This is a genomic window from Flavobacterium aquidurense, from assembly GCF_001404985.1.
GTDB classification, from domain to species: Bacteria; Bacteroidota; Bacteroidia; order Flavobacteriales; family Flavobacteriaceae; genus Flavobacterium; species Flavobacterium aquidurense_B.
The window spans coordinates 18,717-42,969 of sequence record NZ_JRLF01000013.1 but is presented as its reverse complement, the minus strand read 5'-3'; the positions used below and the strand labels follow the sequence as shown (position 1 = coordinate 42,969).

26 protein-coding genes are annotated in these 24,253 nt (G+C 32.0%); 9 read left to right on the top strand and 17 right to left on the bottom strand.

The genetic code is table 11. The features are described from left to right. Positions 1-108: 108 nt before the first annotated feature. From atpG to RC62_RS15470, 12 genes are all read right to left on the bottom strand, one after another. The gene (atpG, locus tag RC62_RS15525) at positions 109-969 is read right to left on the bottom strand and encodes an ATP synthase F1 subunit gamma (RefSeq protein WP_055096825.1); all 861 of its coding nucleotides are present in this window, start codon (positions 967-969) and stop codon (positions 109-111) included. A 90-nt stretch (positions 970-1,059) separates the two neighbouring features. Continuing rightward, the gene (gene atpA, locus RC62_RS15520; protein WP_055096823.1) at positions 1,060-2,637 is read right to left on the bottom strand and encodes a F0F1 ATP synthase subunit alpha; all 1,578 of its coding nucleotides are present in this window, start codon (positions 2,635-2,637) and stop codon (positions 1,060-1,062) included. A 38-nt stretch (positions 2,638-2,675) separates the two neighbouring features. Then, positions 2,676-3,209 (bottom strand): ATP synthase F1 subunit delta, encoded by a 534-nt coding sequence (gene atpH, locus RC62_RS15515; RefSeq protein ID WP_055096820.1) that lies wholly within the window; start codon positions 3,207-3,209, stop codon positions 2,676-2,678. Positions 3,210-3,213: 4 nt separating this feature from the next. Next, positions 3,214-3,714: a F0F1 ATP synthase subunit B gene (locus RC62_RS15510; protein WP_055096819.1), complete on the bottom strand. Its 501-nt coding sequence runs from the start codon at positions 3,712-3,714 to the stop codon at positions 3,214-3,216. Between the two features lie 89 nt (positions 3,715-3,803). Continuing rightward, the gene (gene atpE, locus RC62_RS15505; RefSeq protein ID WP_008465835.1) at positions 3,804-4,001 is read right to left on the bottom strand and encodes an ATP synthase F0 subunit C; all 198 of its coding nucleotides are present in this window, start codon (positions 3,999-4,001) and stop codon (positions 3,804-3,806) included. Positions 4,002-4,034: 33 nt separating this feature from the next. Further along, positions 4,035-5,204 carry a F0F1 ATP synthase subunit A gene (gene atpB, locus RC62_RS15500; RefSeq protein ID WP_055096817.1) on the bottom strand — a complete coding sequence of 390 codons (1,170 nt, stop codon included), beginning with the start codon at positions 5,202-5,204 and terminating at the stop codon, positions 4,035-4,037. Between the two features lie 119 nt (positions 5,205-5,323). Continuing rightward, positions 5,324-5,716 carry a hypothetical protein gene (locus tag RC62_RS15495; protein ID WP_055096815.1) on the bottom strand — a complete coding sequence of 131 codons (393 nt, stop codon included), beginning with the start codon at positions 5,714-5,716 and terminating at the stop codon, positions 5,324-5,326. A 58-nt stretch (positions 5,717-5,774) separates the two neighbouring features. Then, positions 5,775-6,002 (bottom strand): AtpZ/AtpI family protein, encoded by a 228-nt coding sequence (locus RC62_RS15490; RefSeq protein ID WP_055096813.1) that lies wholly within the window; start codon positions 6,000-6,002, stop codon positions 5,775-5,777. Then, on the bottom strand, positions 5,968-6,378 hold the full coding sequence (locus RC62_RS15485) for a polymer-forming cytoskeletal protein (protein WP_055096811.1): 411 nt from the start codon (positions 6,376-6,378) through the stop codon (positions 5,968-5,970). The genes RC62_RS15490 and RC62_RS15485 overlap by 35 nt, the downstream gene beginning before the upstream one ends. A 4-nt stretch (positions 6,379-6,382) precedes the next feature. After that, positions 6,383-9,001 carry a tetratricopeptide repeat protein gene (locus tag RC62_RS15480; protein WP_055096809.1) on the bottom strand — a complete coding sequence of 873 codons (2,619 nt, stop codon included), beginning with the start codon at positions 8,999-9,001 and terminating at the stop codon, positions 6,383-6,385. 88 nt (positions 9,002-9,089) lie between these two features. Next, entirely contained in the window at positions 9,090-9,785 is a 696-nt protein-coding gene (locus RC62_RS15475) for an ABC transporter ATP-binding protein (protein WP_055096808.1), read from the bottom strand. A gap of 113 nt (positions 9,786-9,898) precedes the next feature. Beyond that, positions 9,899-11,359 carry a DUF5687 family protein gene (locus RC62_RS15470; RefSeq protein WP_055096806.1) on the bottom strand — a complete coding sequence of 487 codons (1,461 nt, stop codon included), beginning with the start codon at positions 11,357-11,359 and terminating at the stop codon, positions 9,899-9,901. Between the two features lie 128 nt (positions 11,360-11,487). Here RC62_RS15470 and RC62_RS15465 point away from each other — a divergent pair, with 128 nt between their 5' ends. From RC62_RS15465 to RC62_RS15455, 3 genes are all read left to right on the top strand, one after another. Continuing rightward, positions 11,488-12,540 carry a ferredoxin--NADP reductase gene (locus RC62_RS15465; RefSeq protein ID WP_055096804.1) on the top strand — a complete coding sequence of 351 codons (1,053 nt, stop codon included), beginning with the start codon at positions 11,488-11,490 and terminating at the stop codon, positions 12,538-12,540. A gap of 184 nt (positions 12,541-12,724) precedes the next feature. Beyond that, on the top strand, positions 12,725-13,033 hold the full coding sequence (locus RC62_RS15460; RefSeq protein WP_055096833.1) for a hypothetical protein: 309 nt from the start codon (positions 12,725-12,727) through the stop codon (positions 13,031-13,033). Positions 13,034-13,182: 149 nt separating this feature from the next. Beyond that, positions 13,183-13,572, top strand: coding sequence for a hypothetical protein (locus tag RC62_RS15455; protein ID WP_245176836.1), 390 nt, complete (start codon positions 13,183-13,185; stop codon positions 13,570-13,572). Between the two features lie 96 nt (positions 13,573-13,668). Here RC62_RS15455 and RC62_RS15450 read toward each other — a convergent pair whose 3' ends face one another. Together RC62_RS15450 and RC62_RS15445 are read right to left on the bottom strand one after the other, a co-directional pair. Continuing rightward, positions 13,669-14,676, bottom strand: a complete 1,008-nt coding sequence (locus tag RC62_RS15450) for a glycosyltransferase family 9 protein (protein WP_055096801.1) — start codon at positions 14,674-14,676, stop codon at positions 13,669-13,671. A gap of 39 nt (positions 14,677-14,715) precedes the next feature. Further along, positions 14,716-15,321: a DUF4254 domain-containing protein gene (locus RC62_RS15445; RefSeq protein WP_055096829.1), complete on the bottom strand. Its 606-nt coding sequence runs from the start codon at positions 15,319-15,321 to the stop codon at positions 14,716-14,718. 111 nt (positions 15,322-15,432) lie between these two features. Between RC62_RS15445 and upp the strand changes: the two genes are divergently transcribed. Next, a complete protein-coding gene (gene upp / locus RC62_RS15440; protein ID WP_055096799.1) occupies positions 15,433-16,086 on the top strand; it encodes a uracil phosphoribosyltransferase in 654 nt (217 codons plus the stop codon). Here upp and RC62_RS15435 read toward each other — a convergent pair. Continuing rightward, the gene (locus RC62_RS15435; protein ID WP_055096797.1) at positions 16,081-17,010 is read right to left on the bottom strand and encodes a DUF6427 family protein; all 930 of its coding nucleotides are present in this window, start codon (positions 17,008-17,010) and stop codon (positions 16,081-16,083) included. The two genes, upp and RC62_RS15435, sit on opposite strands and share 6 nt — an antisense overlap. 136 nt (positions 17,011-17,146) lie before the next feature. On the opposite strand from RC62_RS15435, the gene RC62_RS15430 reads away from it, so the two are divergent. Continuing rightward, positions 17,147-17,377: a DUF6341 family protein gene (locus tag RC62_RS15430; protein WP_041519835.1), complete on the top strand. Its 231-nt coding sequence runs from the start codon at positions 17,147-17,149 to the stop codon at positions 17,375-17,377. On the opposite strand, the gene purD is transcribed toward RC62_RS15430, so the two are convergent. Further along, the gene (purD, locus tag RC62_RS15425) at positions 17,369-18,643 is read right to left on the bottom strand and encodes a phosphoribosylamine--glycine ligase (protein ID WP_055096795.1); all 1,275 of its coding nucleotides are present in this window, start codon (positions 18,641-18,643) and stop codon (positions 17,369-17,371) included. The genes RC62_RS15430 and purD overlap by 9 nt on opposite strands. A 132-nt stretch (positions 18,644-18,775) precedes the next feature. On the opposite strand from purD, the gene RC62_RS15420 reads away from it, so the two are divergent. The 4 genes from RC62_RS15420 to RC62_RS15405 all read left to right on the top strand — a co-directional run bounded on the left by RC62_RS15420 (position 18,776) and on the right by RC62_RS15405 (position 23,141). After that, complete coding sequence (locus tag RC62_RS15420) at positions 18,776-20,086, top strand: phenylacetate--CoA ligase family protein (RefSeq protein ID WP_055096827.1); 1,311 nt, start codon at positions 18,776-18,778, stop codon at positions 20,084-20,086. Positions 20,087-20,129: 43 nt separating this feature from the next. Continuing rightward, entirely contained in the window at positions 20,130-20,651 is a 522-nt protein-coding gene (locus tag RC62_RS15415) for an ORF6N domain-containing protein (RefSeq protein ID WP_055096792.1), read from the top strand. A 214-nt stretch (positions 20,652-20,865) separates the two neighbouring features. Next, complete coding sequence (wecB, locus tag RC62_RS15410; protein WP_055096790.1) at positions 20,866-21,954, top strand: non-hydrolyzing UDP-N-acetylglucosamine 2-epimerase; 1,089 nt, start codon at positions 20,866-20,868, stop codon at positions 21,952-21,954. Beyond that, positions 21,954-23,141 (top strand): glycosyltransferase family 4 protein, encoded by a 1,188-nt coding sequence (locus tag RC62_RS15405; protein WP_055096788.1) that lies wholly within the window; start codon positions 21,954-21,956, stop codon positions 23,139-23,141. The genes wecB and RC62_RS15405 overlap by 1 nt, the downstream gene beginning before the upstream one ends. Before the next feature lie 54 nt (positions 23,142-23,195). Here the strand turns inward: RC62_RS15405 and RC62_RS15400 are convergent, their stop codons facing one another. Further along, positions 23,196-24,179: a UDP-glucuronic acid decarboxylase family protein gene (locus RC62_RS15400; RefSeq protein ID WP_017496849.1), complete on the bottom strand. Its 984-nt coding sequence runs from the start codon at positions 24,177-24,179 to the stop codon at positions 23,196-23,198. Positions 24,180-24,253 lie beyond the last annotated feature (74 nt).

Genomic DNA, 24,253 nt, shown 5'->3' with positions numbered 1-24,253 from the left:
AAATTCACAATTGTACTTGACTTTTCTTTCCATAAAAATGCCCCCAAATAGTGTCTAACTTTTTGGGGGCAGTTCAAAATGTCTCTTTTTTATATATTCTTAAAAAGACTATCCGTTCAAAGCTTCTGCTCCACCAACGATTTCTAAGATTTCGTTAGTAATAGATGCCTGACGTGCTTTATTATAAGTCAATTTCAATTGGTTTCTTAATTCAGTTGCGTTGTCAGTTGCTTTGTGCATTGCTGTCATACGCGCTCCATGTTCTGAAGCAAATGAATCACGAATACCTTTGTATAATTGTGTTTTTAATGATTTAGGAATCAAAGTCAACACGATTTCTTCTTTTGAAGGCTCGAAAATATAATCTCCACCAGAAACCGGTACATCAGATTTAATTGGAGCTAAAGGCAAAAATTGTTCTGTTTGAACGATTTGTGTCGCAGCATTTTTAAACTGATTGTAGATTAATTCGATTCTGTCATAATCTCCTGACAAGAATTTCTCCGTTAAATTATCAGCAATTCCGGCAACATTTTCAAAAGTTAAATGATCAAAAATTGCATTATGATGACCGTGTACTTTGTGAGTTTTACTTAAAACGTCATTTCCTTTTTTACCAATAGCAAAAACGTCAACTTGTTTACCTGCATAAAATTCAGTACGATTCTTAATCTCTTTAATTACATTAGAATTGAATGCACCACATAAACCTCTGTTTGAAGTTATAGCAACAAGCAATACTTTTTTTACTTCACGTTGTGTTGTATAATCTCCTCCTACTTCACCATCAAGTGTAGCAGAAAGATTTTGCAACAACTCCGTTAATTTCTCGGCATAAGGGCGCATTGCAGTGATTGCATCTTGTGCTTTCTTAAGCTTTGCAGCAGAAACCATTTTCATTGCCGATGTAATTTGCATCGTCGATGAAACGGAAGTAATTCTATTACGGATTTCCTTTAAATTTGCCATCTATTAATTAGAAAATGTGACAATTTGAAAATTAGATAATTAGAATGATGTTAAAACATTTTCTAATTATCTAATTAGCGAATTATCTTATTAGTTATATTTTGCTGAAATTTCTTTTGCTGCTTTTTCAATAACATCAGTAATGTTATCATCTAACTTACCAGCTTTCAACGCATTAAGCGTATCTTTATGTTTGCTGTTTAAGTAAGCTAAGAAATCAGCTTCAAATTCTTTTACTTTATTTACAGGAACGTTTCTTAATAAGTTTTTAGAACCAGCGTAGATAATAGCTACTTGATTTTCTACTGTATAAGGATCATTCAAACCTTGTTTTAAGATCTCAACGTTTCTTTTACCTTTTTCAATTACGTTTAAAGTAACTGAATCTAAGTCAGAACCAAATTTAGCAAAAGCTTCCAATTCACGGAATTGAGCCTGGTCTAATTTTAAAGTTCCTGAAACTTTTTTCATTGATTTAATCTGAGCATTACCTCCAACACGAGATACAGAAATACCTACGTTGATAGCAGGACGAACTCCAGAGTTGAACAAATCTCCGTCAAGGAAAATCTGACCATCTGTAATCGAAATTACGTTTGTTGGGATATATGCAGAAACGTCACCAGCCTGAGTTTCGATAATTGGTAAAGCAGTCAATGAACCACCACCTTTTACAATAGGCTTGATAGAATCTGGTAAATCATTCATGTTTTTAGCAATTCCGTCATCAGCAATTACTTTACAAGCACGCTCTAATAAACGAGAGTGTAAGTAGAAAACGTCTCCAGGATATGCCTCACGTCCCGGTGGTCTTCTTAATAAAAGAGAAACCTCACGGTAAGCAACAGCTTGTTTAGATAAATCATCATACACAATAAGTGCAGGACGACCTGAATCTCTAAAATATTCTCCAATTGCAGCACCTGCGAAAGGAGCATAAACTTGCATTGGAGCTGGGTCAGAAGCATTCGCTGCAACAATAACTGTATAAGCCATTGCACCTTTTTCTTCTAACATTTTAGCAATTCCTGCTACAGTTGAAGCTTTTTGCCCAATTGCAACATATATACAAAATACAGGTTTTCCTGCATCGTAAAATTCTTTTTGATTTAAGATTGTATCGATACAAACAGTTGATTTACCTGTTTGACGGTCACCAATTACAAGCTCACGTTGTCCACGACCAACCGGGATCATAGCATCTACTGCTTTTACTCCTGTTTGTAATGGCTCAGTTACCGGCTGACGGAAGATAACACCAGGTGCTTTTCTTTCTAAAGGCATTTCGTATAAGTCTCCACCAATTGGTCCTTTTCCATCAATTGGAAAACCAAGAGTGTTTACTACACGACCTACCATTTGCTCACCTACTTTAAGAGACGCAATACGTTGTGTTCTTTTTGCTGTTGATCCTTCTTTGATTCCAGTTGATGGTCCTAAAAGTACCACACCAACATTGTCTTCTTCAAGGTTCAATACAATAGCTTCAAGTCCGTTATCAAATTCAACTAACTCACCATATTGTACATTCGATAGCCCGTAAATACGAGCAATACCGTCTCCAACTTGAAGTACTGTTCCTACTTCTTCTAGCGTAGCACCAGATTCAAAACCTTCTACTTGCTTTCTTAATATTGCTGAAATTTCAGCAGGTTTGATTTCCGCCATCTTAATTTATAATTTAGACACTTTTATGTGTAATAAAACTAATTACTTAACTCTCTTTTTAATACCTGCAATCTGTTTGCAACAGATGCATTGTATTGTTGATCACCTATTCTTAAAATAAATCCTCCAATGATTGATGGATCTACGATATTTTCTATTGTTATTTTTTTATCTGATAATGTTGCAACTTTAGCTAAAACTTTAGCTTCTAATGCATCATCCATAGGAATAGCTGTAGTAACTTTTGCTACTTCAACACCATTACTTTCATCAAATAATTTTTTATATTCTAAAGCAATTGCTTCTAAAATTTCGAATCTTTTGTTTTCAAATAATAAATGAAACAAACCTTTAGTTACGCCATTTACATCTGCAAAAACTTCTAAAAGAGCACTTTCTTTAACTTCAACTTTTGTAGTTGGATTTTGAATAAAGGTACTCAATTCTATATTTGTTTCAATTGCCGCAGCAATCGACTTCATATCGTTATTAACAGCTTCGGCAACACCTTTAGAGTTTGCTAAGTCTAGAATTGCTTTTGCATAACGAATTGCTGCTCTTGTACTTGCCATAATATTAGTTTAACTTTACGTCACCTAACATTTTCTCTACTAATTTAGTTTGAGATTCTTTGTTAGATAATTCTTCTTTCAACAATTTTTCAGCAATGCTTAATGATAAAGTTGAAACTTGTAATTTCAATTCAGCCATAGCAGCATTTTTTTCACTTTCGATAGCCGCTTTAGCTTGCTCAATCATTTTTTGACCTTGCTCTTGTGCTTCGTTTTTAGAATCAGCAATCATTTTCTCTTTCATTTCACGAGCTTCTTTAAGCATCGCGTCACGTTCTGCACGAGCTTCATTCAAAATTCTTTGATTGTCAGCTTGCAAATTTTCCATTTCTCTCTTTGCGTTTTCAGCAGAAAGTAATGCATTTTTAATACCTTCTTCTCTTGCAGTAATAGATTCCATAATTGGTTTCCAGGCAAATTTTACTAAAAGTAAAATTAAAACCAACAAGATTAAAGCTTGCCAAAAGAATAAACCGAATGAAAAATCGTTAATTAACTTATCCATTTTATAACTATATTAAATATTTAATTTCTTTTTTTAAAAGTAACAACACCTTTAACCAACCGTTAAAGATGTTGCTATTTCTTTCTTTATTATTTTCCTAAGATTAAAGCAGCAAATGCTAAACCTTCTAATAAAGCCGCGATAATAATCATCGCAGTTTGAATTTTACCAGCAGCTTCTGGCTGACGAGCAATCGCGTCCATAGCAGATCCACCGATTTTACCTAAACCTAAACCTGCACCGATTACTACTAAACCTGCACCTACTAAAGTTGGAATTGTTCCCATAAGTATTTATATATATAAAATTAAACTTCTAAATTAGATAATTACATTCTCATCAGCATGATGATGATCATGTTCCTGAACAGCCATACCAATAAACAATGATGATAACATTGTGAAAATGAAGGCCTGTAAAAATGCAACTAAAACTTCGATAACCGAAATAAATAATGTTAATCCCATAGAGATTGGCAAATCTGCAGCTAAATTTTTACCTACAAAGATCATTGCAATCAAACTCATAATTACTACGTGACCTGCAGTAATGTTTGCATACAAACGAATTAATAATGCAAATGGTTTTGTTAATGTTCCTAAGATTTCAATTGGTGCTAAAATAATTTTCATTGGCACAGGAACTCCCGGCATCCAGAAAATGTGTCCCCAATAATCTTTGTTCGCACTAAACTGTGTAATGATAAATGTAAATGCAGCTAAACAAACTGTAATTGCAATATTTCCTGTAACATTAATTCCTAGTGGAGTCATACCTAATAAGTTTAACAACCACACAAAGAAAAATACGGTTAATAAATAACCCATATATTTTCTGTATTTTTTCTCTCCAATATTTGGAACAGCAATTTCATCTCTGATGAAAATAATAAGCGGTTCTAACACTCTTCCAAATCCTGTTGGGATTGGTCCTTTTTTATATGATTTTGCTAAACCAGTAAACATTATAAATAATAGTACAGCAACAAAAAGCATTGACACTACATTTTTAGTAATAGAAAAATCTAATGGCTTTTCGTTTTCAGGATGTCCATGCTCATTAAAGGTAATAGTACCGGCAGCATCTGTTTTATAAATTTTACCGTGAACTAATTTGTAGAAGTTTCCATCAACTTCTGCAACTTCTTCACCATGGTGTAATTTTGAAGACGAGAAAATTTTCAAACCTCCGTCAATAAGAATCACAGGTAATGAAAAACCATAATGTTTATTTTCCTTTTCATCTGAAAAGAAAACAAAATCATGAGAATCTTGTAAGTGATGATCAATAAAAGCATCCACTTTTGCTTTTGGATCAAGAGCTTCATGCTCACCTTCTACAGGGGCATTATGTGAAATTACTTTCTCTTCATGAGCGGCCTCAGTCTGTACATGCGTTGAGTCATTCTCTGAATTTGCAAAACTCATTACTGGAGAACAAGCTACTAAAGCTGCAAGAATAAATTTGAGCGGTTTGTTTGAAATCACCATATCTGTTAAAAATCTTATTTTTTTACGTTTCTAAAATTTGGTGCAAAGGTACATTTTTTATTAATATTCAAAAGGATATGAAAAATTATTTTTGAACCTTGTTTTACAGAATCCTTATTTTAACGCTTTTCATTTAATAATCGGACAGTTAAAAGCGTCTCAAATAACAAAAATAAAATAAATGTTATAAAAAAACTCACTTTTTCAACCATAACTTCTCCCGATTTGTTTTCTAAAATTGGTCTTAAAATTAAATACCCTAATAGCATTTGAGTAAATGTCCCGAATAAAAATGCCATTCCGACAATTTCAAAATTTTTCTTTTTTACTATTAATAATATAAGGTATAATAAAGCCGAAAGTCCGAAGAAAATCAAATACAAAAATTCTATACTATAATAAAAGTTTTGGGCATTTACCTCTAAAACTAAAAAAGCTGCTTTATGCAAAACACAGGCTGCTAAAGCAAAAATAAATAAATGGAGAATAGGTTTGTAATTTTTTAAAAGCATCTGAAATATATTTTTTGCAAAGATGCAACATTTATTTAAAGCTGCTTTAAAACATAAATTACTTTGTTTTATTGATATCGTTAACCTGTCGAATCACATTATATAAGGCAAGTCCCACACCAAGCATAACAAAAATAGTATTGTAATATACCTTTGGACTCGGATGATTTTCATCCAGCCAGCTACCAAAATACGAGAATAAAAAAATAATTATTCCCATTTGAACCGGAATATTAATTAATGGCAACCATTTATTCCTTCTGTTTTTGTTCGGCTCCTTTTCCATCTTTTAGGGTTACTTCTTTATTATTTGTAAGCATAGTACAGGTAGCCGTAAAATCAGCTCCCGGTTCTATAGACAGCTTTCCTACAGCAACTTCTCCGTGAATACGTGCTGTCGATTTTATATTAAGGACTTCTAATACTTTTATTTTGCCCTGAAACTCTCCTTCAATATCTGCATTATTGCAAACAATTTCGCCTTTTACAATTCCGGACACTCCAATAACCAGTTTTCCTTGCGAAGTAAAATTCCCTATCAATTCACCATCTAATCTAAAATCTGCTTTAGAAACAATGTCACCTACTATAGAGGTACCTTCAACTATTCTATTTGTTTTTCCTAAAAGTTCTGTTCCGTTTTTTTTAACTTTATCAAACATGTTATTATGGGTTTTTAGGAGCCAAATAAGCTTCAAGATTTTTTTTGATTTGAATTACTTTATAATTATCACTGGATATAATAATAGAAGGATGTGAAATTTTATATTTTTTATCATCTCTTAAAACTCCTGCAACATCTCTGGCGTATGCCTCTGATTTTATACCATGAATAACTATAAAACTTTCTGTTTTATTATACTTATCCAAAGAAGTTGTTAGCCTTTCAAAATTTTCAACTAGTAAAAATACCCGAATTGCTTCTTCGATATTTTTAAGCGTTTTAGAATCGTTATTAGGAACTTGATATAAAATTTTCCAACTTTTACCATCAACAGTCGTAAAATCAAGTTTTTCTAAACCTGGTATTTGTTTTTCCAGAATTTCTCTGGCGTTTTTACCTTCATCACTATTTGGGTAATCATCTGCTACAGATTCTAATGCTTTTTTATAAGCTGCCAGACCATTTACTTTTCCTAAAGTATTTGCTTTCAGCAATTCATATTTTGAAACAATTTCATCTCCTGCATATTGATTGATCAAATTATCAATATTATCAAGAACAGTATCAAAATGCTCTTCCTGATATAATTTATACCATTTTTGATATTCCTTATCCGGCGATGCTAAATCTTCTGAATTGGTATTATTTAAGATTTGTGCATATCTTGAATTTGGATATTTTGTAGTAATATCAAACTTGACAGATTGGGCTTTGGCCGGATTTGTTATTTGATATATTTTATACAAATTATACATCGAAGGAAGAATCAATTTTTCTTCAGGTTTATTCCTTAATAATTGTTCTAATTTTTCACTGGCCAAATTATATTCCTTAAATTTCTCTTTATAAATCAGTCCTAATTGATAGTATGCAAAATTACGTTCTACCCCAATACTATCTATTGAAGCCTGTGTTTTTGGAAGTTGTTTTTCATAAAAATCTGTTGTGTATTTTTCAACAATAACAGAGTCTTTTATTGTGTTAGCTAAATCCTGATCATTATTTATTGTATCATTCAGTGCTGCATTATTTGCAGATTTTACTGCTGCCATTCTCCAATTTCCGCCCACAGTTCTATTACCCCACAATTTTTTGAATTGCAATTTTCCGTAAGCAACTGTTGTTGGGTTATAAAAATAAAAAGTACTTGCAGCGGCTGTCTCGTTTCCTGCAGGAGGGTTAAAAGTTCCTACTCCAGGATCACTTTTTCCTATTGCGTTAGGATTTATGGCTGTTGGTGAATTACCAGTATTTGTATTACGATCAATATTTGCTAATCTTTCCTTTTCTTTTTCTTCTAAAATACGTTTTGCTTCGTCTTTCTTCTTAAGCTCTGCAATATAACTTTCAAAATATAACTTTCGATCAGGTGCTGGTAAACCGTATACCTTAATAATACTATCATTTCGTTTTGCTATACCTTCGTATTTAATTACGTTATCTAAATTTTTTCTGTTTTTTTGGATAAAAGCAAACTCTCTTGTTTTAGGATCTAATTTTACTAATGTACTGTCATAATATTTAGCAGCCATTGTATAGTCAGTATCTTTAAAATACATATTTCCTATATTTCTATAACTGGAAGCAACCAAATAAGGATCTTTTGATTGTCTTGACAATGATTTATTATAAAATATCAAAGCACTGTCTCTTACTTTGTAGTTATCATAAAACACTCCCATTTGATAAAAAAGGATATCATAATAAGGCCTGTTTTCGCGGTCTGTAACTAATTTATTAAAAGCCTTAAGGAACAGTTGTTTATTATCGTTTTCATAATCAAACATCTCGGCCTTTTTAGCGTACGCATGCATCATATATTTACGATCAGCTTTTCGATTCATATCAATTACACCATCATAAAAATAATTTGCACTGTCTTTTTTGCCTGCTTCCTGATACATCTGACCCAGAATAAAACGGTATCTGGCTCTGTCTTCATTTATTCTTGTAAATTCTTCTGCAACTCTAAGTTTGGCAATAGCACTGTCTTTTTCTTCTAAATTTAAAAAAGCTTCAGCTAACAAAGCATTTGCGTCTGAAAAAGTTTGTTTATTAAGATCTGTATTTTTTAATAAAAGTTTAATGTTTTTTAAGGCAATAGCATCATTTCCTAAACGCATATTTGTTTTCTCACGCCAGATTTTTGCGGTATAAATATTACTGCTATTTGGGTATTTATACAAAATATAATTAAAGGCTTCAAGCGCCGGAATAAAGCGCTGATCATAGTATCTGGCTTTTCCGAGCATTAAATATGCTTCATCAATTTGTGAATTTCGCTCTCTTCCGCCAATATTCATGGAGTGTTTCTGAATGGCTTTTGTTGCTTTTGTTTCGGCCTTTTCAAAATCAGGATTTTTTGCCTTTTCTTCTCCGGAAAAATTTTCGTCGATTTGCATTTTTTCGATAGGCAGCAACTTCCAGAAATTATCCTGATTGTTTGCCTGAATCGATTTTAACCCTTTATCAAGGCCAATTCCGCCATTGTACAAAATGTTATATTTTGTACTTAAGGCATGCGAATTTCTAGCCAGAAAAGTGTTTTTCTTGGTAGAACATGCTATCAAAAGAAACAAAAAGACAAGAAAAAAACTATATTTAAGAGTATTGTTTTTCAATAGAAAGAGTTTAAATCAATTAACTTCTAAAATGGACTTTTAGTATATTGACTTGTAAAAATACGCTTCTTTTTGAAATATAGAATATTTATACTGCAAAAAACGATTCCAGTTCTTGTAAGGTTTCTTCTGAAGTTTGAATATCTTTTACCACTTCACCTTTATTAAGAGCCACTATTCGATCGCAGACCTCCACCGTATGCTGTAAATCATGACTGGAAACCAATACAGTAACATTTGGATTATCAGCCAGATCTTTTATTATTTTTTTTAATCGGCTTACCGTTGTCGGATCTAAATTTGCAAATGGTTCATCTAAAATAACTACTTCAGGATTTCCTATCAGTGTGGCAATAATCCCCACCTTTTTCTGATTTCCTTTTGATAAGTCTCTTAAATATTTTTTGTTATTCAGGATTTCACCATTAAAAAACTCTTCATGCTGCGATAACAGAGCATCAATATCTGCTTTGTTCTGATGTCTTAAATCTCCAATAAAATAAAAGTATTCCTCAGGAGTTAAATACCCAATTAAAAAACTTTCATCAAGAAAAGATCCTGTAAAAGATTTCCAGTTCTCACTTGTATTGACCTGAATATTATTATTTGTTACATTTCCTGTAGAAGGCTGGATTAAATCTAATAATAAACTAAAGAAAGTTGTTTTTCCTGCTCCATTATTTCCTACCAACCCGAAACTTTGTCCTTTTGGAATTTCTAGATTGTTAATATTTAAAACTGTTGTTCCGTTATATTTTTTTGAAAGTTGATTTATTTGTATCATGGTGATTGTTGATATTAGATTGTTGATTTTAGATTAAAAAATCTCCTGCTTGTTGTTTAAGTTTGGTTTTAATTGAATAAAAATTATCATTATCAAATTGAAACATTCCTTAATTAGTTCTTTTGTTTATAAGCACTTATTGTACTGTATTTCTCGATTTTATATCTTTTTTCGATTAATGAAAATACTTTGTCTTTTAAGATAAAACCTAAAACTCCGGCACTGGCAACTAATGTTAGACCAATAGTTTTGTTTCCTAAATAAAGACCTATGGCATAAAGCCCTAAAGGCAATAATAATTTTGGCAAAGTCAATAACATAGCACTAACATTAAAGGCTTTTTTATCTCCAAAAGCTCCTCCTGCTGTACTTAAATCGATTGGTGTTTTTGTAAATGCTCCTCCTAAAAGGACTAAATATGAGTTTACTCCAATGTTATAAATTGCACCAACTACAATGGTTAGATAGATTTCCCATCCAAAAAAAAGATAGAACGAAGCAATAATCGTTGAAACAATTGTAGCAATAACAATAAGCCACCATTTTGAAGTGATATAACCACGATACGGAATGTTTTGTGTCATCATTAATTGGTAATACGAACTATCCCAGCTTGGAACAAATTGACCAAACACAAATAAAAACCCTCCTGAAACAAATATTCCTGCAAAAATATGCATCACCTCAGGCTGATGTGTATTCCCGAAAAAGATGAATCCGTAAAACAAAAAGAATATACTCATGAATATTGTGGTTTTCGAGCGTTTATTTCTTTTGATTAATTTGATATCATTTTTAAGAAAAGTTCCTAAAGTCCCAAATTGATTGAGCCATGAAAGGTTTTCGGTCGTAGCAATATCTTCTTTTTTCGAAAGCCCGGCGTCCAGAAATAGATTGTTTTTGAAATATTTAAAGGTAAATAAATACAATCCTGCCAGCACTAAAACCGGAATTAAAAACATTCCTTTTATCTCGTAAAATCCCAGAAAAAAAGGTGCCGTAAAAATCGTAATATCAAATACTTTATAATATTGAGCAGCTGCTAATAAAAGAATTAACCCAATAAAAACAACAAATAATTTGTCGATATTACTTAAAATTATATTCAAAAAATTATTGATATATATTATGGAGAATGCTGCCAAAAGCCAAAAAATAACTCCTAAAATATCATAACCTTCGAGAGCTAATACAATAGAAAATGGAATAAAAAAAAGAGCGTGCACCCAGTTAAAAAAAGACAAAGCAGTTTTGCCTAACGAGAAATGCACAATGGTTGATTTTCTGAAAGGTAAAATCAACAATGGCTTAATGTTCAATACCGGAATTGCCTGCATCAATAAGCGAACTACAAGATCAAACAGAAAATAATAAATCAAAAATTTATTGATAGTCACTAATGGTTCAAGGTTCATTTTTCTTAATACATAAAATGCTCCTACCCCAGTTCCGATAAAAAGTATCGAAAAATAAACCATCAAAAAACCAATTAAAATTTTCATTGCCACATTTGCACCAAACGATGCAGATCTTGTAAAGGCCTTCCATTCTAAATAAATAAACTTTTTAATCATGGTTATTTGGTTTTCAGTTTTGTAGTAAGAGATCAAATGTAAGTAAACGTTACAAAAAAAGTTAAAAATAATAATTTCGTGCCTGACATTTAATCTCCGTTTGCTACTTTTGCATAAAATATACAATCATGCCTTCATTCTTAAAACTTATAATTAAAGAGGTAAAACGTGAAACTACTGATGCCGTTTCTGTACTTTTTAATGTTCCCGAAGAACTAAAACCAGACTATAAATTTATAGCCGGACAATACATAAACTTAAAATTAACTCTTGATAATCAAGAAATTCGTCGTGCTTATTCTATTTGTTCTGCACCGGAAAGCGGCGAATTGCGAATTGCTGTAAAAGCAGTAAAAAATGGTTTGTTTTCTCAATTCGCAAACACAAGACTTAAAGCAGGCGATGTTCTTGAAGTAGGTCATCCGGAAGGAATTTTTACTTTTGAACCAGACGCCGAAAGACAAAAAAATTATGCAGCTTTTGTAGCCGGAAGTGGAATAACTCCAGTACTTTCGATCATAAAATCTGTTTTGAAAAGTGAACCAAAAAGTTCATTTGTATTGGTTTATGGAAATAAAACTCCTGAAGAAACTATTTTTTACCAGGAATTACATGATTTGCAATTGCAATATGTAGGGCGCTTTTTCGTGCATTATGTTTTTAGTCAGGCAAAAGCCGAAAATGCATTGTTTGGAAGAATTGAGAAATCAGCGGTTAATTTTGTTTTGAATAACAAACACAAAGAATTACAATTTGATAAATTTTTCTTGTGCGGACCAGAAGAAATGATCAATACAGTTTCTGCAATTTTAAAGGAGAAAAACGTAAAAGAATCGGCTATTAAGTTTGAACTTTTTACATCTTCATCTCAGGAAAACGAAATAAAAACTTCGCTGGAAGGACATACAAAAATCACGGTTTTAGTAGATGATGACGAAGTTTCATTCGAAATGTCTCAAAAACAAACCATATTAGATGCGGCTTTAAAACAAGGAATTGATGCTCCATATTCTTGCCAGGGCGGAATTTGCAGTAGCTGTCTTGCCCGTGTAACTTCAGGAACTGCTGAAATGACTAAAAATTCAATTTTAACAGATAAAGAAATCGCTGCAGGTTTAATATTAACTTGCCAGGCACACCCAACATCTGAGTCTATTTATGTAGATTATGATGACGTGTAGAAAGTTTTCAGTCTCAGTTTACAGTTTTGAATTATAAAAAAAGGGTTTGCAATGCAAACCCTTTTTTATGTGTATTAGTTGTGAAAACTGCGGCTGAATAACCACAATTATTGTCATCACGAAGAAAGTGGTATGACAAAAAATGCGTAGACAAACTTTGACAAAGATTAAACCCGAATTGAATATGAGATCCGTACGAGAAATTTTTAAAACTAAAGAATATCTTTTAGAGGAACCTGAAGTAGTGAAACTTGTAGAATACTGCAAAGAATTGCAAGATGAAATTGTTGAGCTCAAATATCAGAAAACTAACAATAAAGAACTCGCAATACTGGATATGCTCAAAGAAGTTATAAAAGGCTGCAATGCTATCGAAAAAGAGCAAATGGAACACGAACGATTTGGTTATGAAGCGCCAAATTATGAAGCCACAATTTCGAATCTTAAAAGTTATATTTATAGCAGGTGTAAAGACGAGAAAATTAGGTTATAGGTCAATTGAAATAAAACCAAAATTTTCCTAAAATATTGCCGAATTTTTATTATATTAGAGGTGAAATTACAGTAATCGCAATCAGCTTCTATAGGATTGTAGAGCTAAATTAAATTTGTCAACACATTTAAATGTTAAATATTATGGCAATGCATCATTACCTCCGTCTATCTTTTATCGTACTTTTTGTAATAACCTCTTTGTTTTGTATTTACTTTATAATTAAAAAAAGAAGAAACAGAAAAGTGCCTAAATTACTTTCGGCAGAAAAATATAATTCATCAATGAGCGAAGGAATGAAAGAAATATCATCTAAAGATAGTTTTTTTAATATTTGGCCCTATGTGAGTGAATTAAGAGCTGCTAAAATTTTGTCGAAAAAAATTAAGGAATCTGAATTGGTACATAAAGTTTATAGAAATTCTACTGAAGATTTTGAACACATTTTACTCGCTACTGAAAAAGAAAATCATTTTATAAAAGTTGTAGTCGACAGAAACAAAAAGAAAGCAATGGGATATCTTTTCTTTGATTTATGAGAATAAGTAAAGATTAATCTCAAAATAAAAAAATCCAAGTTCCAACTTTTACTATTGGAATTTGGATTTTTTTATTTGGAATTCAGCCTCTTAAATTTACAAAAGACTCTGAATTCTATTTACAATTTCTTGTGGAAGTATCGTTCTCATTGCATTCTCATAACCTTCAACAATCTTATTTCCATAAACTGATGTTGGTAGTTTTGGATACTGATTTCGATCTGAAACCAAAGCATTTTCCATTGTTTGATTAAAAGGTAAAAATCCTGCGTACGGATGTGTTGCGCCCCAAAGCGTGATTACTTTTACGCCCAACATCGCTGCAATATGTGCGTTTCCGGAATCCATAGAAAGCATTACATCGAGATTGCTGATAAGCTGTAATTCTTGCTGAAATTTAATTTTTCCAGCCATATTTATTACATTTTCAAAGGGTTTTGAAATTAAGTCCAGAATTTCGATTTCTTTCTTTCCTCCTCCAAATAGTACTATTTTATAATCTTTATTAGCTGCTAATTTTGCAATTACTTCCTGCATTAAATCCTGCGGATAAATCTTAGAATCGTATTGTGCAAAAGGTGCAATCCCAATTATTTTTTGGTTTTTATCGCCAATAATTTCGAGAATTTCTGAATTTAAAATTGCTTTTTCAGGGAATTCGGGATTAGACAAATTTAAAGTAAAACCAAGTTTTTCGAACACTTTTGCGTGCCTTTCGAACATGGTTGGCAATGGTTTGAAAATCTTGTTTTCGTCACGGGTTAATTCCTTTTTGCCTTCTCTTCCTTTGTCTACTGTGGCTCTTTTTTTTCCGCTTAAAGCGAAAAGTAAGCTCACGATTTTGGATCTTAAAACATTATGAAGATCTGCAAAAGCATCTATTTTGAGTTTTTTTACATCTCGAAATAGTCTCAAAAGTCCTGAAAAACCTTTGTGGCGCTCTTTTTCATCAAAAGCAAAAAAATCAAGATTTGGAATTCCGTCAAAAAATGGCTTGAAAAACGGACGAGAAATTACAGTAATTTTTACCTCCGGATACTGTTTTACAAAAGCACGTAAAACAGGAACCGTCATGGCGACATCTCCCATTGCGGAAAGTCTCATGACGGCTATATGCTTAATTTTATTGGACAATTCTGCCAATTATTTCTTATTTTGATATAAAACAGGATTCAATTCATCATCATTGTACATTTTCATTTGTTTGTACACTTTCATGAATTTTTCACCGTTTTCGATGTCAGAAAGCAAATCATCAATCGCTGTTGATAAGTCGCTTCTTTGCTCTAAAAGAATATTCAATTTTTCCTGACATTTATCTCTGTGTTCCTGAGAAGCTTCTGCACGAGTAGCTTCTTCATGCATATGATAAATTTTTAAGGCTAAAATAGACAATCTGTCAAAAGCCCAAGCCGGACTTTCAGAGTTGATTTTTGCTCCGTCTTTTACTTTTACATCACTGTATTTTTGTAAAAAATAACTATCGATATATTCCACCATATCAGTACGTTCCTGATTAGATGCATCTATTCTTCTTTTTAAAGTCAATGCTGCCACCGGATCAATCTGCGGATCACGAATAATATCTTCAAAATGCCATTGAACAGTATCAATCCAGTTTTTTAAATATAATAAATGCTCGAATTTATCTTTTGGATATGGATTACTTATAGGTTGATCAACATTATCAAACTGATGATAATCTTTGATGCTTTGTTCGAAAACAGAATATGCTAATTTTGAAAACATGTCTTTATTTGTTAGAGTTACAAAGATACTTTTTATACTTTTATCGTGCGAATAAAACGATGAAATTTTCGTTATCGTACTGTAACCCATTGATAATTCTAAAATTTTATTATGAAAATCCATTATATATCTGAAAATAATAGCGTATTAAATCATTTTTTAGGTCAAATCAGAAATATTAATGTTCAGAATGACAGCATGCGTTTTCGAAGAAATATTGAGCGAATTGGCGAAATTATGGCGTATGAACTAAGTAAAGATTTGTCATATAAAAACATCGAAATTCAAACTCCGCTTGGCATTAAAAAAACAACCGAAATAGAAAGTGATTTAGTACTTTGTTCGATTTTAAGAGCCGGACTACCCCTTCACAATGGTTTTCTGAACTACTTTGATCATGCTGAAAACAGTTTTGTTTCGGCTTGCAGATATCATCCTAATAATGATGATGAATTTGAAATTCGGGTAGAATATCAAGCTGTTTCTAACATAAATGACAAAACAGTTTTACTGCTTGATCCCATGTTGGCAACCGGTCAGTCTATCGTTGCTGTTCACGGAAAATTAATCGAAAATGCAACTCCAAAAGAGATTCATATTGTAGTTGTTATTGCTGCACCTGAAGGAATTGCTTTTCTAGAAAAAAATCTTCCTGACAATTGCCATTTATGGGTTGCTTCCCTTGATGAGAAATTAAATGAGAAAAATTATATTGTTCCGGGTCTTGGCGATGCCGGCGATCTTGCTTACGGAAGCAAATTATAGTTGAGAGAAAAATGTAAATAAACTACACAAAATCAACACATAAAAAACAATTTCGTTATTGAGTTTTTGCTTCATATATTCTACATGACTTGATGCCATAATGGTCAAAGGAGCGATACTAAATAGCAACAGATCATTGCTTTTATCTGGTGAAACGATGTAAACAAAAGCGGCAATAAAAAAACAAGCTACCACTTTTTTGTATGATGAATGTACGATTTGAGGTCTGTTTGACAATGTGCTTAATATAGAAACTATAAAAAATAAAGATACAGCAACATATATCGAAAGTGCACCATTTTCGTAATTGTTCTTGAAATAATCAATACTAAAATCTATTACGGCACGTTCCTGAAAAAACTCGATTATATTAATATGGAAGATTAAAGAAATAAATAAAAATATTATTGATACGGCCATAAGCGCTATAAAAGGTAAAATCCAGTTTCTATAATCTCTCGAAACGTGAAAAATAATCGATATAAAAACCAATATCAGGAAAAGAACACACCAAAATTGAAATAAAGAAGCTATTAAAATCCAAAAAGAAGCATCAAATATTTTTTCTTTTGACGCTTTTAAGGATTGCAGTGAAATTAATCTTCGAAGTGCCAACAAGATAAAAAAGTTAGCATATATAACATTTGCATTATTAAAAATCGTGGGGAAAAACAATATGAACAATAAATAAAAAAATATCGTGTAACCATTGTCTTTACTGAGTCCGTTCTTTTTTACAATAAAATTAATCAGGAAAAAAGAGGCTAAAATAAAGCATAGCAGACTTACTTTTTGGAACGCCAAAAAATAAGAACTCACCCATGATGGATCTTTAATTTGAAAAACAAAAAAGAAAACCAGTATTAAAATTACGACCAATGAATAATTTAATGGCGTAGATTTTTTAAAAACACTTGTTATCATAAGGATATTTTATACTTTTGTGATTGTAAATATAATACTTGTTTAAAAAGGAAACCAACAAGTTGAAAAAAGATTCTTTATTGAATTTTGTCTTCAATGCGTTAAAAACAATAAATAACATATAATTTTATAAATTATGACAGCTTTTTTTGAAGGAATACAATACTTATTCGTTAACATTTTATTTGCTCCACTTGACTTTTTACGTCACTTAGAACTAATTACTTGGTTTGGTGCTAATACTATTAACTGGATTTTTATGATCATCTGCGCATGCGCAATCGTTTACTGGATTAAACAATTACGCATTTTTGATGACGCCGGAACAGAAAATCAAGATACTACAGCTCACTCTTTCTTAAAGTAAGTCGAAGCCAATATCTTTTCTAAAATACATCTTATCAAAATTTAGTTTATCTATATTTTGGTAAGATTTTTTTATGGCCTGTTGAAAATCGTCCCCATAAGATGTTACAGTTAATACACGTCCTCCATTACTAACGACATTATTGCCATCTAATTTTGTTCCTGCGTGAAAAACTATAGAATCTGTAATATTTTCTAATCCTGTAATTATTTTTCCTTTTTCAAAATCTTCAGGATATCCGCCAGAAACCACCATAATCGTAGTAGCACTTCTTGGATCAACTTCTAATTCGAAAGTATCTAATTTTTGATCAGCAACTGACTGGAACAAGGCAACCAAATCAGATTTTAATCTTGGCACTACAACCTCAGTTTCAGGATCTCCCATTCTCACGTTGTATTCAATAACGATTGGCTCATTTTTTACATTAATCAAACCAATAAACACGAATCCTTTATATTCGATTCCGTCTTTCTGGAAACCTTCAATTGTTGGTTTTACGATACGTGTTTCAATTTTTTCCATCAAAACAGCATCAACATAAGGAACTGGAGAAACTGCTCCCATTCCGCCTGTATTTAATCCTGTATCTCCTTCTCCTATTCTTTTGTAATCTTTTGCTGTTGGAAGAATTTTATAGCTTTTACCGTCTGTTAAAACAAAACAGCTTAATTCGATTCCGTCCAGGAATTCTTCGATTACCACTTTTGAACTTGCTGCTCCAAATTTTTCGTGAACCAACATGTTTCTTAATTCCGTTTTTGCTTCTTCAAGATCCTGAATAATCAAAACTCCTTTTCCAGCTGCCAATCCATCTGCTTTTAAAACGTATGGTGGCTGCAACGTTTCTAAGAAATCACATCCTTTTTCAACTGTTTCGGCAGTAAAACTGTCATAAGCAGCAGTTGGAATGTTATGTTTCATCAGGAATTCTTTAGCAAACTCTTTACTTCCTTCTAACTGAGCACCTAATTTTGATGGCCCAATAACTGGAATATGCTGTAAACTTTCGTCATTTTTAAAATAATCATAAATCCCTTTTACCAACGGATCTTCTGGCCCTACGACCACCATTTTTACATTTTCCTGAATCACAAATGATTTAATCGCATCAAAATCTGTTGGAGACATTGCAACGTTTGTAGCAATTGCAGCCGTGCCCGCATTTCCTGGTGCAACAAAAAGTTTTTCGCAAAGCGGACTCTGAATCATTTTCCACGCAAAAGCATGTTCTCTTCCGCCTGATCCCAATAGTAAAATTGTCATGTGTAGTTGTATTTAGTTGTGGTGCAAAAATAATTGCTTTTGTACGTAAAAAATAATTAAATCTTAAAAACTTGTTCATTCTTCTGTGTTAGTAATTGGATAATATTATTTTTGATGAAAATTTATCTTCAAATGATTTCTCTTTTTGATATTTCGCTTCGATTAAATGGTTTTCCTATAAAGGAGGCCAAAGCTGAATTAGATAAAATCGTGAATTTATCTAAAGAAGAATACGCTCTTTTTCTTCAAAATAAAAAAGAAGAAATTGTAGATTTTCATCTAAAAAATAATCCATTTTACCAGGAATTAGTTGGAAATAATACGGATTTGATATGGGAAGATTTGCCTATTTTGAATAAACAAAATTTACAAAAACCACTTGTAGAAAGGCTTTCAAAAGGATATACTTTAAAAAATGTTTACCTCAACAAAACATCCGGATCCAGCGGAACTCCTTTTGTTTTTGCCAAGGATAAATATTGTCACGCCTTAACCTGGACTTCAATTTTTATGCGTTTTGGATGGTATAAAATCGATTTTAATCATTCGCTTCAAGCTCGCTTTTATGGTATTCCGATGGATTTTATTGGTTATCAAAAAGAGCGGATTAAAGATTTCCTGACGCATCGTTTTAGATTTCCGGTTTTCGATTTATCAGATGTTGTTCTGGAGAAATTCCTTCGAAAATTTAAAACTAAAAAATTCGATTATATCAACGGCTATACAAGTTCTATCGTTTTATTTGCCAAATATTTAGAACATAAAAATATTGTCTTAAATCAGATTTGTCCAACGTTAAAAGCGTGTTTCGTTACTTCAGAAATGCTTTTTGAATTGGATAAAAAACTGTTGGAAAAACAATTCGGAATTCCAATTATCAATGAATATGGAGCATCAGAACTTGATTTGATAGCTTTTGAAAATTTAAACGGAGATTGGCAAATAAATGCAGAAACGCTTTTTGTTGAAATTTTAGACAAAAATAATAATGTTCTCCCTTACGGGGAAGAAGGCCGAATTGTGATTACTTCTTTGTTTAATAAAGCACATCCGTTTATAAGATATGAAATAGGTGATATCGGAATTTTAGATGAAAAAAGTACGCCACAAAAACCGATTCTTAAAAAACTAATTGGCAGAACAAATGACATTGCGATTCTCCCAAGCGGAAAAAAATCACCGGGTTTGACCTTTTATTATGTAACCAAAAGCATTGTTGAAGATGACGGAAATGTAAAAGAATTTATTATCAAACAAACCCAATTCGATACTTTTGAAATTGAATATGTTAGTGATCGTGAATTACATACTGCTCAAATTCAAAAAATAGAAAAGGCAATCTCATTATATTTAGAGCCTAATTTAAACTTTAGTTTTACCCGAAGAACAGTTCTGGAAAGAAACAAAAGCGGAAAGCTAAAACAATTTAAATCTCACTTATAAATATAAATAAAATCTTACATTTGTTTTTTTTTAATTAAAACTCATGGACGATCAATCTCTACTTTCTGAAGAAACAATTTCTAATAAAATATATTTTGTCCGAGGTCAAAAAGTTATGCTTGATCGTGATCTCGCTTTACTTTATGGAATTGAAACTAAAGTTTTAAAGCAATCTGTAAAAAGAAATATTTCAAGATTTCCCGAAGATTTTATGTTTGAATTATCTCAAACTGAATTTAATAACTTGAGGTCACAAATTGTGACCTCAAGTTGGGGAGGAACTAGAATATCCCCTTTTGCCTTTACTGAACATGGCATTCTCATGCTCTCAAGCATTTTAAAAAGCGACAAAGCAATTCAAACCAATATTCTAATCATGCGTATTTTCACAAGAGTGAGACAAATGCTTTTGGATACAACGGAAATTAAAGTTGATATTCTGAAGATTCAAAAAAAGTTAGAAAATCATGATAAAAATATTGAATTGGTCTTTTCTTATTTAGATGAATTGACTGAAAAGAAAGAAGATGAAAATGAGAGAGTGAAAATTGGCTATAAAAAATAATTCCCTACTTTTTCAAGGTCGCAATTTGCGACCTTAGAGAATTGATAAATTAAAAATTGGAGATCACAAATTGTGACCTCCAATTCTGACAAGATAAATTTAATACACTTCAAAATTCATTTAAAAATTGAAGAAATTATCTCAACTTACGCAGATTCCAATTTAAACTTTACTTTTGCCAAAAGAAAGTTTTTAGAAAGAATACCACCAACTTATGAAAATCACTATAATCGCTGGCGCAAGACCTAATTTTATAAAAATTGCACCCATTATTAATGCCATAAAAAGGAAGCAAAATGAAGGTTTTGATGTTTCTTTTCGATTGGTTCATACCGGTCAGCATTATGATAAAAACTTAAGTGATACTTTTTTTGAAGAATTAAATATTCCAAAACCAAGTGTAAATCTAGAAGTAAAAAGTGGTTCTCAGGCAGAACAAACTGCGGCCATAATGATTGCTTTTGAGAAAGAATTGATTCAAAACCCTTGTGATTTAGTTTTGGTTGTTGGCGATGTCAATTCTACAATGGCGTGTTCGATCGTGGCAAAAAAATGCAACACTAAAGTAGCGCATGTAGAAGCGGGAATTCGTTCCGGAGATTTAACAATGCCGGAAGAAATCAACAGAATGTTGACGGATAGTATCACCGATTACTTTTTTACAACCTCAACTTCGGCCTCAGAAAACTTACTAAAATTGGGTTCGGATCCTGAAAATATTCATTTTGTGGGCAATGTCATGATTGATACCTTATACCAAAACATCAATAGAATTTCGGCTCCTGATTTTTGGAAAGAACATCTATTAAACGAAAAAAATTATATCATTCTAACTTTACATCGTCCCGGAAATGTTGACGAAGTTTCATCACTTCTTGAATTACTTCACGGAATTGATAATTTAGTTACTGATAAAAAAATATTGTTTCCAATTCATCCAAGAACGCAGGCTATTTTGAGTGAAAGCGATATTAAGTTTAAAAACATCATTTTTGTTGCTCCGCAAGGATACTTAAATTTCATGTATTTAATCAAAAATAGTTTTGCGGTTATTACCGATAGCGGCGGAATTTCTGAAGAAACAACCGTAATGGGAATTCCGTGTTTTACGATGCGAAATAATACTGAAAGACCTGAAACAGAAACTATAGGGTCTAATACTATCGTAGGAACATCATTAGAAAATTTACAAAAAATCTTTGGTATGTTCTTGAAAAATGGTCCACGAAAAAGTGGTATCCCGGAATTATGGGACGGGAAAGCATCTGAAAGAATTATTTCAATTTTATTGGATAAAAAATAATGAAGGAGATTTTAATTATATCAAATTATTATCCGCCAGAAAAAGGTGCTGCTGCCAATAGAATAGAGCAACTGGCTTTGAAATTAAATCAAAACGGATATGAAGTTTCGGTGATTTCTCCTTTGCCTAATTATCCTAAAGGAGAATTATTTCCGGAATATAAAGGTAAGTTCTCTGTTACCGAAAAAATTCAGAATATCACACTAAAACGTCTTTGGATTTATCCCAGTAATAGTTCGAATATCTTTAAACGAATTGTTTCAACACTTTCGTTTTCAACCACTTTATTCTTTTATTTACTTTTTGCCAAAACTCCTAAAAAGGTTATTGTGCAATCGCCGCCATTATTGCTTTCGTTTGTTTCTGTTTTTACACTTTGGCTTAAGCGTAAAACCATAATTCTAAATGTTTCAGATCTCTGGCCAACTGCTGCTATTGAACTTGAAGTGCTCAAGAAAAACAGTATCTCACACAAAATCCTGCTTTTTATTGAACGATTTATTTATAAAAAAGCAACGCATATTTTTGGTCAGTCCAATGAAATAATTGAACATATACATTCCATCTTTCCTGAAAAAAAATGCTTTTTATATCGCAATTATCCGGATCATTTTGTAGAAGATTTCCTTGAAGAAAAGGATAATTCTATAGAACCAATAAAGTTTTTCTATGCTGGTTTGCTTGGTGTCGCGCAAGGTGTTTTTGAACTTATTCAGCAATTGAAGTTAGAAAATCTAAACATCGAATTGCATATTTTTGGAGATGGCGCAGAGAAAACTCAAATTGTAAATTACCTCAACCAAAATCCGACAAAAAAAATAGTTTTTCACGGAATGTTAGAACGAAATATTCTGCATGAAACACTAAAGAATCAGGATATTGCCCTTGTTCCTCTTAAAACAAGAATTTATGGATCTGTTCCTTCAAAAATATTTGAATACAGCGCTTTAGGGTTTCCTGTTTTTTATTTTGGCGGAGGCGAAGGAGAAAATATTGTTGAAGAAAATAATTTGGGCTGGGTTGTTCCGGTTGAAGATTTTCAACAATTAAATGCAACTTTAAACCAAATTTCAGAGTTAGGAAAAGATGAAATTCAAAAAATGAAAAAGGATATTTTTCTTCATGCAAAAAGCCATTTTAATCTGGATCAGCAAATGAAGGAACTCATTGGAAAGAATGCTTTTTAAGTCAATTCGGTAAAAACAAAACGGGCAATTATCATAATATAATTGCCCGTTTCTTTATTTAATATAATTCGAAAAATCTTTGTGTTCTTCTTTTGATAATTCTTCTTTAGAAAGTGATCTGAAATAATCATATGTAATTTTCATTCCTTCAGAACGGCTTACTTTTGCTTCCCAACCTAATAACTCCTTTGCTTTTGTAGTGTCTGGCTGGCGTTGTAAAGGATCATTTACAGGTAATGGATGATAGACTACCTTTTGATTTGTTCCGGTTAATTTAATGATCTCTTCTGCAAAATCCTTGATGGTGATTTCGTCCGGATTTCCAATATTTACAGGATAAACATAATCTGAGTGTAATAATCTAAAAATACCTTCGACCTGATCGTCAACATAACAAAAAGAACGCGTTTGCATTCCGTCTCCAAAAATAGTTAAATCTTCCCCACGTAAAGCCTGACCAATAAAAGCCGGAATTACACGTCCGTCGTTCAATCGCATTCTTGGTCCGTAAGTATTAAAAATACGCACGATTCTGGTTTCTACCCCGTGAAAAGTATGATATGCCATTGTAATTGATTCCTGAAAACGTTTTGCTTCGTCATAAACACCACGTGGTCCAATTGTATTTACGTTTCCGTAATATTCTTCGGTTTGTGGGTGAACTAAAGGATCTCCGTAAACTTCAGATGTTGAAGCAATTAAAATTCTGGCTTTTTTTACTCTTGCTAATCCTAACAAATTATGCGTTCCAAGAGATCCGACTTTCAACGTCTGAATCGGGATTTTTAAATAATCTATAGGACTTGCCGGTGAAGCAAAATGTAAAATATAATCTAAATCACCAGGAATGTGTACAAACTTGGTGATATCATGATGATAAAATTCGAAATGTTCTAATTTGAATAAATGTTCTATATTTTTAAGATCTCCGGTAATCAGATTATCCATTCCAATAACATAATAGCCTTCTTTAATGAATCGGTCACATAAATGCGATCCTAAAAATCCTGCCGCTCCCGTAATAAGTATTCTTTTCATAGTAATTATTTATACATCGCAAATGTAATTGATTTGGAAATTATAAAAACTATTCTAAAAAAAAACTGCCTAAA

Coding starts and splice junctions, on each gene's coding strand:
- RC62_RS15460 (WP_055096833.1), top strand. CDS start 12,725: ATGAGATCCGTACGAGAAATTTTTAAAACTAAAGAATATCTTTTAGAG.
- RC62_RS15445 (WP_055096829.1), bottom strand. CDS start 15,321: ATGTTTTCAAAATTAGCATATTCTGTTTTCGAACAAAGCATCAAAGAT.
- RC62_RS15435 (WP_055096797.1), bottom strand. CDS start 17,010: ATGATAACAAGTGTTTTTAAAAAATCTACGCCATTAAATTATTCATTG.
- RC62_RS15475 (WP_055096808.1), bottom strand. CDS start 9,785: ATGATACAAATAAATCAACTTTCAAAAAAATATAACGGAACAACAGTT.
- RC62_RS15490 (WP_055096813.1), bottom strand. CDS start 6,002: ATGGAAAAGGAGCCGAACAAAAACAGAAGGAATAAATGGTTGCCATTA.
- RC62_RS15400 (WP_017496849.1), bottom strand. CDS start 24,179: ATGAAAAGAATACTTATTACGGGAGCGGCAGGATTTTTAGGATCGCAT.
- RC62_RS15415 (WP_055096792.1), top strand. CDS start 20,130: ATGGACGATCAATCTCTACTTTCTGAAGAAACAATTTCTAATAAAATA.
- atpB (WP_055096817.1), bottom strand. CDS start 5,204: ATGGTGATTTCAAACAAACCGCTCAAATTTATTCTTGCAGCTTTAGTA.
- RC62_RS15405 (WP_055096788.1), top strand. CDS start 21,954: ATGAAGGAGATTTTAATTATATCAAATTATTATCCGCCAGAAAAAGGT.
- atpH (WP_055096820.1), bottom strand. CDS start 3,209: ATGGCAAGTACAAGAGCAGCAATTCGTTATGCAAAAGCAATTCTAGAC.
- RC62_RS15450 (WP_055096801.1), bottom strand. CDS start 14,676: ATGAGACTTTCCGCAATGGGAGATGTCGCCATGACGGTTCCTGTTTTA.
- RC62_RS15470 (WP_055096806.1), bottom strand. CDS start 11,359: ATGATTAAAAAGTTTATTTATTTAGAATGGAAGGCCTTTACAAGATCT.
- RC62_RS15510 (WP_055096819.1), bottom strand. CDS start 3,714: ATGGATAAGTTAATTAACGATTTTTCATTCGGTTTATTCTTTTGGCAA.
- atpE (WP_008465835.1), bottom strand. CDS start 4,001: ATGGGAACAATTCCAACTTTAGTAGGTGCAGGTTTAGTAGTAATCGGT.
- RC62_RS15495 (WP_055096815.1), bottom strand. CDS start 5,716: ATGCTTTTAAAAAATTACAAACCTATTCTCCATTTATTTATTTTTGCT.
- atpG (WP_055096825.1), bottom strand. CDS start 969: ATGGCAAATTTAAAGGAAATCCGTAATAGAATTACTTCCGTTTCATCG.
- purD (WP_055096795.1), bottom strand. CDS start 18,643: ATGACAATTTTACTATTGGGATCAGGCGGAAGAGAACATGCTTTTGCG.
- RC62_RS15430 (WP_041519835.1), top strand. CDS start 17,147: ATGACAGCTTTTTTTGAAGGAATACAATACTTATTCGTTAACATTTTA.
- atpA (WP_055096823.1), bottom strand. CDS start 2,637: ATGGCGGAAATCAAACCTGCTGAAATTTCAGCAATATTAAGAAAGCAA.
- RC62_RS15465 (WP_055096804.1), top strand. CDS start 11,488: ATGCCTTCATTCTTAAAACTTATAATTAAAGAGGTAAAACGTGAAACT.
- RC62_RS15485 (WP_055096811.1), bottom strand. CDS start 6,378: ATGTTTGATAAAGTTAAAAAAAACGGAACAGAACTTTTAGGAAAAACA.
- RC62_RS15455 (WP_245176836.1), top strand. CDS start 13,183: ATGCATCATTACCTCCGTCTATCTTTTATCGTACTTTTTGTAATAACC.
- upp (WP_055096799.1), top strand. CDS start 15,433: ATGAAAATCCATTATATATCTGAAAATAATAGCGTATTAAATCATTTT.
- RC62_RS15420 (WP_055096827.1), top strand. CDS start 18,776: ATGATTTCTCTTTTTGATATTTCGCTTCGATTAAATGGTTTTCCTATA.
- wecB (WP_055096790.1), top strand. CDS start 20,866: ATGAAAATCACTATAATCGCTGGCGCAAGACCTAATTTTATAAAAATT.